This is a genomic window from Arthrobacter sp. TS-15, from assembly GCF_006964045.1.
Classification (GTDB): Bacteria; Actinomycetota; Actinomycetes; order Actinomycetales; family Micrococcaceae; genus Arthrobacter.
The window spans coordinates 15,599-28,970 of record NZ_SDXQ01000017.1 but is presented as its reverse complement, the minus strand read 5'-3'; the positions used below and the strand labels follow the sequence as shown (position 1 = coordinate 28,970).

Annotated in this window: 13 protein-coding genes; 5 read left to right on the top strand and 8 right to left on the bottom strand. The window is 63.9% G+C overall.

Annotated elements, in window-relative coordinates:
- Positions 1-15: 15 nt before the first annotated feature.
- Both EU811_RS06665 and EU811_RS06660 read left to right on the top strand, forming a co-directional pair.
- Complete coding sequence (locus tag EU811_RS06665) at positions 16-1,248, top strand: M20 family metallo-hydrolase (protein ID WP_142937699.1); 1,233 nt, start codon at positions 16-18, stop codon at positions 1,246-1,248.
- On the top strand, positions 1,245-2,681 hold the full coding sequence (locus EU811_RS06660) for an amidase (protein WP_142937698.1): 1,437 nt from the start codon (positions 1,245-1,247) through the stop codon (positions 2,679-2,681). Before EU811_RS06665 ends, EU811_RS06660 begins: the two co-directional genes overlap by 4 nt.
- 10 nt (positions 2,682-2,691) lie before the next feature.
- Here the strand turns inward: EU811_RS06660 and EU811_RS06655 are convergent, their stop codons facing one another.
- Positions 2,692-3,681, bottom strand: coding sequence for an LLM class flavin-dependent oxidoreductase (locus EU811_RS06655; protein WP_142937697.1), 990 nt, complete (start codon positions 3,679-3,681; stop codon positions 2,692-2,694).
- Between the two features lie 280 nt (positions 3,682-3,961).
- On the opposite strand from EU811_RS06655, the gene EU811_RS06650 reads away from it, so the two are divergent.
- Positions 3,962-4,954: an ABC transporter substrate-binding protein gene (locus EU811_RS06650; protein WP_142937696.1), complete on the top strand. Its 993-nt coding sequence runs from the start codon at positions 3,962-3,964 to the stop codon at positions 4,952-4,954.
- Between the two features lie 97 nt (positions 4,955-5,051).
- Here the strand turns inward: EU811_RS06650 and EU811_RS06645 are convergent, their stop codons facing one another.
- Positions 5,052-5,981, bottom strand: coding sequence for a threonine/serine dehydratase (locus EU811_RS06645; RefSeq protein WP_142937695.1), 930 nt, complete (start codon positions 5,979-5,981; stop codon positions 5,052-5,054).
- Positions 5,982-6,059: 78 nt separating this feature from the next.
- Between EU811_RS06645 and EU811_RS06640 the strand changes: the two genes are divergently transcribed.
- Positions 6,060-6,503 (top strand): GNAT family N-acetyltransferase, encoded by a 444-nt coding sequence (locus EU811_RS06640; RefSeq protein ID WP_165450166.1) that lies wholly within the window; start codon positions 6,060-6,062, stop codon positions 6,501-6,503.
- A gap of 100 nt (positions 6,504-6,603) precedes the next feature.
- On the top strand, positions 6,604-7,809 hold the full coding sequence (locus tag EU811_RS06635; RefSeq protein ID WP_142937694.1) for an FG-GAP repeat domain-containing protein: 1,206 nt from the start codon (positions 6,604-6,606) through the stop codon (positions 7,807-7,809).
- Positions 7,810-7,823: 14 nt separating this feature from the next.
- Here the strand turns inward: EU811_RS06635 and EU811_RS23765 are convergent, their stop codons facing one another.
- Genes EU811_RS23765 through EU811_RS06610 form a run of 6 tightly spaced genes read right to left on the bottom strand, consistent with a single transcriptional unit; the run spans position 7,824 to position 13,368 of the window.
- Positions 7,824-7,985 carry a hypothetical protein gene (locus tag EU811_RS23765; protein WP_165450165.1) on the bottom strand — a complete coding sequence of 54 codons (162 nt, stop codon included), beginning with the start codon at positions 7,983-7,985 and terminating at the stop codon, positions 7,824-7,826.
- Complete coding sequence (locus EU811_RS06630; RefSeq protein ID WP_142937693.1) at positions 7,985-9,328, bottom strand: NtaA/DmoA family FMN-dependent monooxygenase; 1,344 nt, start codon at positions 9,326-9,328, stop codon at positions 7,985-7,987. Before EU811_RS06630 ends, EU811_RS23765 begins: the two co-directional genes overlap by 1 nt.
- Before the next feature lie 9 nt (positions 9,329-9,337).
- Complete coding sequence (locus EU811_RS06625; RefSeq protein WP_142937692.1) at positions 9,338-10,405, bottom strand: LLM class flavin-dependent oxidoreductase; 1,068 nt, start codon at positions 10,403-10,405, stop codon at positions 9,338-9,340.
- Complete coding sequence (locus EU811_RS06620; RefSeq protein WP_142937691.1) at positions 10,402-11,229, bottom strand: DUF1684 domain-containing protein; 828 nt, start codon at positions 11,227-11,229, stop codon at positions 10,402-10,404. The genes EU811_RS06625 and EU811_RS06620 overlap by 4 nt, the downstream gene beginning before the upstream one ends.
- On the bottom strand, positions 11,213-12,379 hold the full coding sequence (locus EU811_RS06615; protein WP_142937690.1) for an LLM class flavin-dependent oxidoreductase: 1,167 nt from the start codon (positions 12,377-12,379) through the stop codon (positions 11,213-11,215). Before EU811_RS06615 ends, EU811_RS06620 begins: the two co-directional genes overlap by 17 nt.
- Positions 12,376-13,368 (bottom strand): ABC transporter substrate-binding protein, encoded by a 993-nt coding sequence (locus EU811_RS06610; protein ID WP_142937689.1) that lies wholly within the window; start codon positions 13,366-13,368, stop codon positions 12,376-12,378. The genes EU811_RS06615 and EU811_RS06610 overlap by 4 nt, the downstream gene beginning before the upstream one ends.
- Positions 13,369-13,372: the final 4 nt, after the last annotated feature.

Genomic DNA, 13,372 nt, shown 5'->3' with positions numbered 1-13,372 from the left:
ACCCTAAGGACCTCCATGACTTCCTCAGCTTTTCTTCAGGACTTCCACCACGTGGCCACCATCGGTGCCACAGCCAACAACGGCGTAGACCGCCAGGCCGCAACGCCGGAAGATGCCGAAACCCGCGCCTGGTTTGGGCAGTGGATTCACGACGCCGGATGGCAGCTTCAGGTAGACGGCATCGGCAATATGTTCGGGCTGGTTGAGTGGACGCCCGGGGCGCCCTTCATCCTGATCGGTTCCCACCTGGACAGCCAACCCCTGGGTGGGCGGTTTGACGGCGCCTATGGCGTCATTGCCGCTCTGCATGCTGCCCGGGCCATCGACCTGGACGTCAAGACCACCGGCGACGCGCCCCGCTTCAACCTGGCCGTGGTCAACTGGTTCAACGAGGAAGGCGGCAGGTTCGCACCTTCGGTCATGGGAAGCTCTGTTTTCACGGGGCTGTTTGACCGCGAAGAGATGCTGTCCGTGAAAGATCTCCAAGGCGTCTCAGTCCGTGAAGCCTTGGAAGGCATCGGCTACCTCGGCACAGATACGGGACCGAAAGCGGCGGGGTACGCAGAAATCCACATCGAGCAGGGCCGGATCCTGGAGCGGGAAGGGATCAGCATCGGGCTCGTTGATAGCAGCTGGTACACGCAGAAGTTGGATATTGAAGTGCTGGGCGAACAGTCCCACACCGGTGCAACGGCCATGGCAGACCGCCACGATGCGCTGGTAGCTGCATCGAAAATCATCCTGATGGTCCATCAAGTCACCGAGGAATTCGCAGAAGAGGCCCTGGTCTCCTCCGTGGGCCAACTGACGCTGGAGCCCAACTCGCCAATCGTCGTGGCACGTCGTGTGCACTTGGTGGCGGACCTGAGATCCGGTGAACCGGACATCGTGAAGTCGGCCCGGGCCAAGTTACTGGCAGATATCCAGGAGCTGGCCGCTGAGCATGACATCAAGGTCAACGTCAAAGACTTCGATATCCGCCCCATCCGCCGGTTTCCGGAAGCTGGACTGGAGCTCTCCGCCAAGGTCGCTGCCAACCTTGGGCTGTCTTCCCGCCGCATCCAGACCATGGCCGGGCATGATTCCGTGGCCATGAACACTGCTGTTCCCTCGGTGATGCTGTTTGTACCTAGTGTGGACGGCGTATCCCATTGCGAGCGCGAGTTCACCACGGACGAGGATATGGTGACCGGCGTGGAGATGCTGACGGGTGTTACCCGGGCTCTGGTGCAGGGAGAACTGGCATGACCGAATTGCACTACTTGGACGCCAGTACTGCCCTGGGCTTGTTCCGACGCCGTGAGCTCTCGCCTGTGGAGCTCCTGCAATCGCTGATCAGCCGCATCGAGGAAGTGAACGGCGGCATCAATGCGTTGACGGAGACGCTCTTCGACGACGCTCTGCCGGCTGCGCAAAAAGCCGCCACGCGGTACGCCCGCGGACGCGATATCACTCCCCTTCTGGGGTTGCCGGTGGCTGCAAAAGAAAAGCACGGGATTCAAGGGCGCACACTCTCCCAAGGCCTGGTGGCGCGGAGGGACACCATTGCAGCGGCGGACCATCCTGTGATCGAGAGAATTCAACGCGCCGGCGGAATCATTCATGCCCGGACCACCACCCCGGAATTGAGCTGCGCCACGGTGACGCACAGCCCGCTCTGGGGTGTCACCCGAAACCCCTGGAATCTGCGGTTCTCCCCCGGCGGGTCTTCGGGAGGTTCCGGTGCGGCATTGGCTGCAGGCTTCGCACCCCTGGCCACGGCATCAGACATTGCGGGATCAACCCGGCTGCCGGCGTCGTTCACAGGAACCGTGGGCTATAAGGCTCCCTACGGAAGGATCCCGGGATTAGCCCCTCTGTCAGCGGACCACTACCGCGGCGATGGGCCCATGGCACGTACCGTGGCAGATACCGCGTTGCTGGCGAATATCATGTCCGGGCGACACCCCGGCGATCACACCACTGTGGCGGATGCGGCGTCCATAACTCCCGATCCTGCATTTGTGGCCGGTTTACGGGTTGCGCTGTGCATACGCTTGGGCGATTACCCCGTAGCTCCCGATGTTGAGGCCAACACGCGGCGAGTGGCGCAAGCCCTCACGGCGGCGGGGGCCGTGGTGGAAGAGATCACCCTCCCGTGGACCGTCCAGAAGATCAGCAAAACCATGTTCACGCATTTCGGATACCTGCTGGGTCCCGCCATGGAGGACGACACGGCCGGGACTGAGCCCCAGCTCGCCGCTTACACCAGGCGTTTTATGGCTGATGCCCGCGCGGCCGCCGAAGAAAACCGTTTTGTGGACGGGCTCAGGGCCGAAACCCTCCTGCAGGGACAGCTGGCAGAGGCCATGACCGGGTTCGATGCGCTGCTGTGTCCTGCGTCGGCTACTCCGGCTTTGGACGCAGACGCCCACTATCTCAACGGAATCGACGTCAACGGCCAGCACCTCAGCCATTATTGGCAGGCACACATGACGGCACCGTTCAATATCGCCAACCGTTGCCCGGTCCTGGCCATTCCCAGTGGAATGGCTGACTGCGGTATTCCCACAGGAGTGCAGATTGTGGGACACCCATTTGATGACGCCACCGTTTTCCACCTCGGGGCGGCCGTGGAATCCACACTTCCGTGGGCTGGTCGCCATCCCGTGGCTCCCGAATTCGCGGGGCATGTGGGCTAGCGGAGTCAGCCTACGCGGCCACTAGCCCCGCGACCTCAGCCACAAGTTCCACCGACCGCAGGCGCTCTTCGGTGCCGATGCTCTGGTGGGCCACGATCAGTTCATCAGCATCAGCGAATGCCGCAAACTCGTCGAGGTAGTCACGCACCACATCTTTGGTTCCCACAGCGGAGAACTTCATCATTTGGGCAATGTGCTGGCCTTGCGGGGAATCAAGCACCATGTCAGCTTCGTCGTCGGTGAACTCGCGGCCGCCACCGAAGAACAGTGAGACGCGGGCGCGCTTCACAGCGAGGTGGATGGCCTGTGCCTCGGCGTTGGAGTCCGCGGCAGTAACGTTCACGCCGGCGATCACGTACGGCTCGGACAACTGATCCGAGGGCTTGAATTCGCGGCGGTAAACGGCAACAGCGTCCTGAAGCGCGGCGGGGGCAAAGTGTGAAGCGAACGCGTACGGAAGACCCAACTGGGCTGCCAGCTGGGCGCCGAACAGCGAGGATCCCAGGATGTACAGCGGCACGTTGGTGCCCTTGCCCGGCGTCGCTTCAACACCTTGAATGCGGGTGGGACCGGTGAGGTAGCCCTGCAGTTCCAACACGTCCTGCGGGAAGCGGTCCGAGGAAGTATGGTCCCTACGCAACGCGCGCATGGTGTTCTGGTCGCTGCCGGGGGCACGGCCCAGTCCGAGGTCGATTCGCCCCGGGTGCAGTGTTTCCAGCGTGCCGAACTGCTCAGCGATGGTCAGCGGCGAGTGGTTGGGCAGCATCACACCACCGGCCCCGAGGCGGATGGTGTTGGTGTGGGCGGCGACGTGAGCGATCAGCACGCTGGTAGCGGAGGAGGCAATCGCAGACATGTTGTGGTGCTCGGCGTACCAAACACGGCGGTACCCAACCTCTTCGGCTTTCTGCGCCATGGCAACACTGCCCGCCAAGCTCTCCGCCACCGTCTGGCCCTTCCCGATGGTTGCCAGGTCGAGGATGGAAAGAGGAACAGTCACAGGAAAGCCTTTCGGTACGTTGTGGTGCCCGCACGGTTGATTGCCGGGCACTCTATTGACAACGACGACGACCCCCGGCTTATTTCTGTGAGTTGCGTCGCGCGGTGCCCTGGCCCGTGTTTTGTGACCCATTTCGACGCCCGATTAACTGCCGTGAACCCCTGTATCCCAGCGTTTCAGAACGCTTTGACCCGCTACTGGAAGCTGCCGGATAGTTGCAGCCACAAGTACGCATCAGACCTCCCTATCGTGATGATCAGGGAAACCCAAGGAGAAACACATGGCACGCTTTGCTCTCAAGACCGGGGCCACCGCGGCGCTGGCCGCTACGGCGTTACTGGGGCTGGCTGCCTGCTCCGATCCTGGGGCGACCGCCGCAACCGGGGCGTCAGCTCCGGCGTCGAACGTTTCTTCCAACTCCTCCACCAAAGAGTTCAACCTGACCCCGCAGCAGGACCGCATCAAGGTGACGGTGGACTCCGCCGCGGCCGCCCTGGTTCCCGACGCCATCAAGGCCGACGGCAAGCTGACCGTGGTGACCACCGGCGGCACTCCCCCGCTGAGCACGTTCGCCACGGACAACAAGACCCTCATCGGCAGCGAAGTGGACATTGCCTACGCGGTGGGCGAGAGCCTGGGCCTGCAGGTCGAAGTGCTCCCGGTGGCGTGGGCAGACTGGCCGCTGGGTGTCGAGTCCGGCAAGTACGAGGCAGTCCTATCCAATGTCACGGTCACCGAGGCGCGCAAGGAGAAGTTCGACTTCGCCACGTACCGTAACGACCTCCTGGGCTTCTACGCCAAGACCGACTCGGACATCTCCACCATCAAGGAAGCCAAGGACGTGGCCGGCAAGCGCATCATCGTTGGCTCGGGCACCAACCAGGAAGCAATCCTGGTGCGCTGGGACGAGGAGAACAAGAAGAACGGCTTGAAGCCGGTTGAGTTCCAGTATTACGACGACGACTCCGCCTCCCAGCTCGCCCTTCAGTCGGGCCGTGCGGACCTGACGTTCGGACCCAACGCATCCGCGGCCTACAAAGCTGCGAAGGACGGCAAGACCAAGGAAGTGGGCACGTTGGAAGGCGGCTGGCCGCTGAAGGCTGAAATTGCTTTCACCACCCAGAAGGGCAACGGCCTTGCGGTGGCTGCCCAGGCTGCACTGAACACCCTCATCAAGGACGGAAGCTACGCGAAGATCCTGGACCGTTGGGGCCTCTCATCCGAGGCGATTCCTGCGTCCGAGCTGAACCCGGCAGGCCTGCCCAAGAAGTAGGAACCGCTATGGCAGGGCCACCTGCCGACGACGAATCCCCGCCGGACATCAACCGGCGGGGATTCTTTGTGTGCTGCTGTTACTCAGTTGGGTGCGGTTAGAAGTGGGCGGGATCGGTGTTGGCTCCGCAGAGGATCACTGCAACGGTTTCGCCCGCCCGCGGTACGTAGGCGCCTGAGAGCAACGCCGCGTAGGCCGCTGCTGCACCGTGCTCCACCACGATGCGATGCTTCTCCCACAGGGCACGGCGTTCTTGGATAATGTCCTCGTCCGTGACCAATACGCTCCGGACCCCGGTACGCCGGGCCACTCCAAAGCCGATTTCGCCAATCCGCCGGGCACCAAGGGAGTCCGCAGCGATTCCGGACACGGACACATCCACCGGCTCACCTTGGGCCAACGCGGTGTGCAGAGTGGGGACTGTTTCGGGTTCGACGCCCACCACCTGCGCCCTGCCCTCGGCGGCCGCAGCAACGCCACCCATTAACCCGCCGCCGCCTACAGCAACAAGGATGGTGTCGACGTCGGGCAGTTCATCCAGAAGCTCAAGCCCAACACCACCGGCGCCGGCTACGATCTCGGGCTGATCATAAGCGTGGCAGTAGACCGCGCCCTTTTCCTCCGCGTAACGGATCGCAGCGGCATAAGCATCCGCATACTCCGCGCCGCCCTGGACCACAGTGGCACCAATCGCGTAGAGCTTGTGCACCTTGTTTGCCGGAGCAGACTCCGGGACGAACACAGTCGCCGGGACCCCCATCCTGGCCGCGGCGTAGGCATTGGCCAAGCCGGCATTGCCACCGGACGCCACCACGATGCCCACCTCCGGGTTAAGCTCGCCGCTTTCCTGCGCCGTGAGGAGCCTGTTGAAGGCGCCGCGTGCCTTGAAGGATCCAGTGTGCTGCATGTACTCGCATTTGAACCACAGCTGATAGGCCTCTTGGTCGCCGCTCTCAGCCAGCGGAGTATGGCGAACCCAACCTGCCGTCCGTGAGTACGCTGCTTCTACCTCTTCACGTGTGACCATCCTGGCTGCACCTTTCGTCCATGTCATCCTATGGTTTGTGTGGGCGGGCGCCGACCTGCCGGGCATAGGCTTGAACCCATGTCCGTTGACTTCGTCCTCCGCCCCACCGTTGCCACCGACGCTTCCTGGATTGCCGAACTGCGCGCTGTGGTGATGCGCCCGGATCTCGAACGGCTGCAGCGCTTTGATCCAGTGAGGGTCCGCGAGCGCTTTCTGAAAGGCTTCCAGCCCGAGCACACGTACATCATCCATTCGGACGGCGTTGACGCGGGCGTGATCGCTATCCGCCCCGAGCCGGACAGCCGGTGGATTGAACATTTCTATGTGGCTCCGGCGCATCAGGGCAAAGGGCTGGGCGGTGCCGTGCTTCGCCACGTGATGTCGGCAACGGTGGACGAGCGCCCGTTTCGTCTGGACGTGTTGCAGGGAAGCCCGGCCCGTCGCCTGTATGAACGCCACGGCTTCGTGCTGGAATCCGAGGACCCCGTTGATGTCTTCATGGTGGCGCCCGCCAAGCCGTGACCGCCACCCCCTAACCACCACCCCCTGACTCGGTGGTCGGAAGTGCGGTACCCTCAGCACACACCACGCGGCTACCACGCGATACTTTCCGGGGGGAAACATGGGGATCTTTAAGGCGCGCCTATTCAAGAGCGCCGCCACCACCGCACTCGCAATGGGACTACTGGGCTCAGGGCTAGTCGCCGCTGGTCCGGCCACTGCGGCATCACAGCCGACGCCGTTCATCGACGGCGTCCCGTATGTGGGCTCCGAGATGAGGCGGCAGTACAACTACGACTACTGGGGCTGCCGGAACCCGGATGGCTCCGGTGATGCCATCACCTTGGAGTGGTTAAGGGACGGCGAACCACTCCCGGCGGAGCGTCAGGGTGAAACTCTGCGTGTCCTCCCTGAAGACCAGGGCAGCCGCATCTCCTTGAGGGTCTACCCGCTCACTCCTGGTGAACAAGGCTGCCCCACTGGAACGCAAGTCAGCGCCGAGACCACACCCATCAAGGCTTCCAGCCGCGCCATGGGCTGGACTGGGCGCGGCAATTTTGAACCCCTTGCCCGCACCCATGACGGCAGGCTGGTCCTGTATCCGCGCACGTACACCTATTACAAAGGCATGTGCGAGGGCCCTTGCCCGGCCTACTTCGGCTCCTGGGATGAACCCCGGCAGGTGGGTGCCGGCTGGAACATGTTCAACATCGTCTTCTCCCCCGGAGATTTTGACGGCGACGGGTTCAACGACCTCCTGGCGCGGAACGCGTCAGGTCAGTTGTTCCTGTATCCCGGCGACGGCAACGGCGGCTGGCTCCCCACCCGTCAGGTTGGTGCAGGGTGGAACATTTTCGACTCAATCGTGGGTCCCGGGGATTTCACTGGCGACGGGTTCAACGACGTCCTGGCAAGAAACCCGGCCGGCGAGCTGTTCCTCTACCCCGGCGACGGCAACGGTGGGTGGCTCACCCCGTCCAAGGTGGGTTGGGGCTGGCAGGTCATGAACAAGATCATCCCCGGTGGCGACATGAACGGTGACGGCACCGTGGAGGTCTTCGGCCGGGACATCAACGGCGGCCTCCAGCTCTACTCAGCCAACGGCCAGGGCGGCTGGGGCGCCCAGGCCTTCATGGGTGGTGGCTGGAATGAGTTCCTGGATGTGGCGGGCCTGGGCAGTTTCGCTCATCAGAAGTACAACAATCTTGTCGCCATCAACGGCAACGGCGACCTCGTCACGTACTCCACCGGCGCCGCCACTACAGGCCTCTACGGCCCTTACGGGCCTATCGGAAACGGATGGAACGTGTTCCGCGAACTCCTTTAGATCCTGAGGAGAAACTACAGCGGCTGGCTGCCCACCGTCAGTTGCAAGCTGACTGTCCCGCGCGAAACGTCGACGACGGCGGCACTCACGCCGCCGTCGTCGGGCGCTGTTGCTCCGGGGCGCGGCTGGAAGCCGAGCCGCCGCAGCACGTTATTCAGCAGGTGTTCAGCCTTCATCAGGCGTGCGCCGGCTCTTCGGACCGCACCGGCGTCTCCAGGCCCAGGTTCTCCCGGAGCGTGGTGCCGCGGTATTCCGTGGGGTAGACGCCGCGTTCCTGGAGTTCTGGCACCAAGTGGTTCACGATCTCGTCCAAGCCTGTGGGAATGAGCCATGGTGAGATGTTGAAGCCATCCACCGCCCCAACCCGGGCATACTCGGCCAGGTGATCGGCCACGGAGCTGTAGGAACCGGTAAACGTGGAGTCGATGCGTGCCGTCTTGGAACTCACGAACTGGCGGATGGACAGGCCCTTGTCTTTCGCCTCGGCCCTCCACTGATCCGCAAGCTGACGGGCCTTGGCGCCGTGGAAGCCGCTGCCGCGCGTCTCAGAGGTTTCCTCCACCACGGGGTCAATCTCGGGAAGTGGGCCGTCGGGGTCGTAGGAGGAGAGCTCCCGCCCCCAGAACTGTTCCAGGTAGGCGATGGCCTGCTGCGGTCCGATCTGCAGGCTCCGTACCCATGCCTTCTTCTCCTGTGCTTCCTGATCGGTGGCACCCAGGATGAATTCACTGGCCGGCATGATCTGCACGGCGTTGGCACCGCGGCCCGCGGCGATGGAACGTGCCACGATGTCCCGGCGGAACTCCACGGCGTCATCGAACTTGGGGTGGGCGGAGAAGATCACGTCGGCTTGGCGGGCTGCGAAGTCACGCCCGTCCGGGGAATCGCCGGCTTGGAAGAGCACGGGGCGGTACTGGGCGCTGCGCGGCAGGCGCGGGGTCACATCAACGGTGTAGTGCTGGCCTTCGTGAAGGACTGGCCGGGCGGGTCCGGTGGGGGTTTCCCACGAGTCCCAGATCCTCTTGGCGGTCTCCACGAACGCTTCGGCATGCTTGTAGCGGTCGGCGTGGTCCAGATAGCCACCGCGGCGGAAGTTCGCACCGGTCCAAGCATTGTCCGTGGTGACGATGTTCCACGCGGCCCGGCCCCCGGAGATCAGGTCCAAGGACTGCAAGCGGTGTGCCAGGTCAGCGGGGTCGTTGTACGTGGTGTTCTGCGTCGCCACAAGGCCGATGTTCTTGGTCACTGCCGCGAGCGCGGCAAGCATGGTCTGAGCGTCAGGCCGGCCCACCACATCGAGGGCATGGGGGCGGCCGAGGTGTTCGCGCAGGCGCAGCCCTTCGCCCAGGAAGAAGGCGGCAAACTTACCGCGCTCGGCAGTTTGGGCGATGTGGCGGAAGGATTCGAAGTCCGTCTGCGAACCCGCTTGGGGCGCCTTCCAGATGGTCCCGGAGTTGACGCCTTGGAAGAAGATCCCGAACTGGATCTGCCCGCTTGGCTGGAAAATGTCGCGTGTCATGGTGTTCCCCTACTTTCCGGCGGCAACAGGAGCCGCGGCAGTGGTCGAATAGCGGTTCTCTGCCGGAGCCAGTCCGAGGACGTCGCGGAAGGTGCCGTCCTGGATCGGTGCCCGCAACAAGCCGCGGCGACGCAGCTCCGGGAGGACCAGCCTGGACAGTTCCTCCAGCTCCACGTCAAGGACGGCCGGATGGAGCCGAACGCCGTCGGCTTCCTGGAGCAGTGGGGCGAGGAGCTCGGTGAGGACCGCTGCCGTGCCGACAAACCGCGCGATGCCGCTGTCGTGGGACGTCACGACGCGGGAAGCCGCAGCCTGTCCACGCGAGTCAAGAAGGACGTCGAGCTCGGCAATAATCGCCACCGAAGAACCAAGCCGGGCCCTCGCGTCGCGGACCTCGGCAGCCAGCAGCTCCGGGGTCGGAGCGGAAACGAGCACGGCGTCCACGGCGTCTACCGGAACCAGGCCCTCGCCCACCAGCGACGCCGCGGCGAGCACCGGCAGCTGCCCTTGGAGGGGCCTTGGAATGATGGATGGTCCCTTCACCGAATAGGCGGTGCCGGCAAAGTCAGCGGGCGTTTCGAACTCCGCGTAGTGCAGCTTGTCCACGTCGATGTACCGCCCGGTGGCGACGTCGCGGATCACGGCGTCATCCTCCCAGGAATCCCACAAACGGCGGCTCACCTCGATGGACGCGGCAGCCTCTTGCGCCAGCGCGTCGCCCTCAACAAACGAACGTCCGACGGCGGCTGCGGCCTCGGGTGACACCGCTGCGGTAGCGATCCAGCCAGCCCGGCCGCCGGACACGTAGTCCAGGCTGGCCAGTTGCGTAGAAACGTGGAAAGGCTCCGTGTAGACGGTGTCCACCTCAGGGACCACAGCGATGGTCCGGGTGACCGGCCCGGCAAAGGCGGCGCGCTGCAGGGCGTTGGTCCGTCCGGCTTCCGGCGTGTCCTTGAAGGTTGCCGCATGGAAACCAGCGGACTCGGCTGCGAGGACGGCGGTGGCGAGGTTCTGGTACCCGGCGCCGTCGAGTTCAATGGCCAGGAACCCGGCCTTGCGTTCTTCGAAGGTACTCACTTCTGGTCCTGACGTTCGTAGGGGATCTTTTCGCCGGCTTCGATCGCCACCGGGAGCCGGTTTTCAGCTGGCGGCAAAGGGCAGGTGGCGAGGTCTGTGTAGGCGCACGGCAGGTTCACGGCCCGGTTGAAGTCGAGCTGCACGGAGCCATCAGGGGCGGGAACCACGGACAGCGAGCGGTTGGCTGCGTAGGTGGTTTTGCCGGAGGTCTGGTCGGTGAACAGCACGGACAACGAGCCCGGTGCGTGCCCGTTGAATGCCGTCAGCGCCAATTCCTCGCCGGCCAGCTTGAAACGGATCTCGCCCGGGGCTTCGTAGACGTGCTGGATACCTTCGACGGCGGCACCCACCGTGGTGGCGCGCGGCGCTTCAAACGGGACAAAAGTTCCAGCCACGGCAAACGCCGCGTTGGGTGTGTAGGCGGGCGTCCCCTGGTAGTCCTGCAAGAGTTGATTGTCCGGGTTTCGCGGCCGGACGATGTACTCGCCGCCCCGCTTGGCCACCTCAATCACGGTGCCGCCGGAGACCAGGTTGATCCCGCCGCGTTCCTCGATGGGACCGAATTCCAGCGGCTCTCCGGCGTTGAGTTCCACGCCGTCCAGCTGCAGGCTTTCGCCAGGTTCCAGGACAACGCGCACGACGTCGGACTCCACACTCCAGGTTCCCGGCGCGCCTTCCAGGCGGGTCGCCTCGCTGCCGAGCCAGTGCAGGTGCGTGACGGCGAGGAAGCCGTGCGGGTGGGCGCGCTGGCGTTCGTGGGCGGCGTGCCACTCCTGCCATTCCTCGCCGAAGGATTCGAGTGCTGTATCAGTGTGCAAAGACATGGGCGTTGTCCGTCCTGTTGAAGGCGTGGTCTGCGGTGACTGCTGCTGCGGCGTCGGGTTCGGTGGCCCCGGCAAATTCGGGTCGGCCCGCGAAAGGATCCCCGGCTTCCCACAGCGTGGTGGGTGCCGCGGCACGGACGGCCGGGATGACCTCCAGGGCGAAACGTTCCAGGATCTCCAGCTGCTGCTCGAAGGGCAGTGTAGTGGGCAAGGAGATCGACTGGAGATCGTGGGCGTACAACGAGTGGTAGCTGAGGATCTTGTCGATGACCTGCTCCGGGCTGCCTACCAGGGCGGGCCCCTCTGCCACGGCGTGCTGGATGTCGCGGAAGGGTGAGTTGTTGCCGGGGACGTTACGGCTGGCGGTGAGTCCTTCATAGACCGGGCCGTACTGGCGGATGGCTTCCTGCGTGGTGTCCGCGATGAAGACACCGCCGGCGCCGCTCCCCGAGCCAAGGTACTGGTGCCGGGGATCATGGCCGTGACGCTCGTACTCTTCGCGGTAGTGGTCGATCAGGACCTTGTAGTTCTCGCGGGGCTGGATCGCGTTGGCCGTGAACAACGGGTCTCCCCACTTGGCGGCGAGCGCAGCGGACGTCAGGGTTGTAGCCGAGCCGTGCCAAATCCGGGGCGACCCCGCGAAGGGGCGTGGCGTCGTCGTCGTTGGCTCGGTGAGCGCGGGCCTGAAGCGGCCGGACCAGGTGACGCTTTCCTTGCGCCACAGCGTGCGCAGCAGCGCGTACTTTTCAGCGAGCAGGTCCCACTGATCGTCCAGGGACAGGCCGAAAAGCGGGTATTGAAGTACCTCGTTGCCTTTGCCGATCACCAGTTCCAAGCGGCCACGGCTCAATTGGTCGATGGTGGCATAGTCCTCCGCCACACGTACGGGGTCCAGTACGGAGAGCACTGTGACGCCCGTTTGGAGGCGGATGCGGTTGGTGACGGCGGCGATCGCGGCGAGGACCGTCGTCGGGGAGGACGAGACAAACTCACCGGCGTGGCGTTCCCCCACGGAGAAACTGTCGAAACCCAGTTCCTCGGCCCGTTTCGCCGACTCAACAACCTGGTTCAAGCGGTCAGCGGTTGAGACGATCTCCCCCGTCACCGGGTTCTTCAGGTGGGGAATGATGTCCAGGACTTGGAACTTCATTTGCCCGTACCAAAAGTAGCTTCGGTGACTGTCTTGGATTCGGGGATGGCTTCCTCGGAGAGGCCCCAGCGCTCCAGGACCTTGCCGTAGGAGCCGTCCTTGACGGTGGAGTTCAGGGCGTCCGTGATGGCCGGAGCCAGACCGTTGCCCTTGAGGGTGGTGGCGGCAACGAGTGTTTCCGCGGGCCAGCCGGCGTTGACCTTGCCCACAACTTTGAGGTCATCACGGGTGTTCTCGCGGTAGGTCACCGACGGGTACGGTGCCAGGTTCAGGTCGGTGCGGCCCGAGGACAGCGCCAGGATGGTGTCGGCGTCGGAGGAGTAGTACTGCAAGGTGGCCGGTGCCTTGCCCTTGGCTTCGAGCTCCTTGTTCCAGGCCAACAGGATCTTCTCCTGGTTGGTGCCGGAGCCCACGGAGATCTTCAGTCCGGAAATGTCATCCGAGCCCTTGATGTCGTACGTGGAGCTCTTCTTCGCTTCGAAGCCCATGTACGCCGCCCGGTAGGTGGAGAAATCAAACAGCTTCACTCGAGCTGCGTTGATGCCCACGTTGGAGAAAACGGCTTCAAAATCACCGGACTGTGTCTTGAGCGGCCAGTTCTCCCAGGACGTCACTTGAAGGTCCAGTTCCAGCCCGAGCTTGTCCGCCACAAGTTGGGCAATGTCCACCTCAACGCCGATCGGAGTCTTGTCGTCCGTGGCATGGAAGGACAGCGGGATGGAACCCGCGGTGGTGGCTACCGTCAGCTTGCCGTCCTTGGCGATGGCCGCAGGAACAGTGGCGGCTGCGGCCGCGTCTTTCTCGCCGCGGATCCGGTTCTGATCCACGGACGTATTGTAAACAATCCCGTTCTTGGCAGCTTCGGACTCCGGCTGGGCTGCCGACGCTCCAGGATCGGAGCACCCGGCCAGCACGGGAAGCACGACGGCGGGAAGTACAGCGAGTGCCAGGATCTTGTGTTTCTTGGTGGAGCTGGTGGTGCGAAGCATAGGG

Coding starts and splice junctions, on each gene's coding strand:
- EU811_RS06665 (WP_142937699.1), top strand. CDS start 16: ATGACTTCCTCAGCTTTTCTTCAGGACTTCCACCACGTGGCCACCATC.
- EU811_RS06660 (WP_142937698.1), top strand. CDS start 1,245: ATGACCGAATTGCACTACTTGGACGCCAGTACTGCCCTGGGCTTGTTC.
- EU811_RS06650 (WP_142937696.1), top strand. CDS start 3,962: ATGGCACGCTTTGCTCTCAAGACCGGGGCCACCGCGGCGCTGGCCGCT.
- EU811_RS06645 (WP_142937695.1), bottom strand. CDS start 5,981: ATGGTCACACGTGAAGAGGTAGAAGCAGCGTACTCACGGACGGCAGGT.
- EU811_RS06640 (WP_165450166.1), top strand. CDS start 6,060: ATGTCCGTTGACTTCGTCCTCCGCCCCACCGTTGCCACCGACGCTTCC.
- EU811_RS06635 (WP_142937694.1), top strand. CDS start 6,604: ATGGGGATCTTTAAGGCGCGCCTATTCAAGAGCGCCGCCACCACCGCA.
- EU811_RS23765 (WP_165450165.1), bottom strand. CDS start 7,985: ATGAAGGCTGAACACCTGCTGAATAACGTGCTGCGGCGGCTCGGCTTC.
- EU811_RS06630 (WP_142937693.1), bottom strand. CDS start 9,328: ATGACACGCGACATTTTCCAGCCAAGCGGGCAGATCCAGTTCGGGATC.
- EU811_RS06620 (WP_142937691.1), bottom strand. CDS start 11,229: ATGTCTTTGCACACTGATACAGCACTCGAATCCTTCGGCGAGGAATGG.
- EU811_RS06615 (WP_142937690.1), bottom strand. CDS start 12,379: ATGAAGTTCCAAGTCCTGGACATCATTCCCCACCTGAAGAACCCGGTG.
- EU811_RS06610 (WP_142937689.1), bottom strand. CDS start 13,368: ATGCTTCGCACCACCAGCTCCACCAAGAAACACAAGATCCTGGCACTC.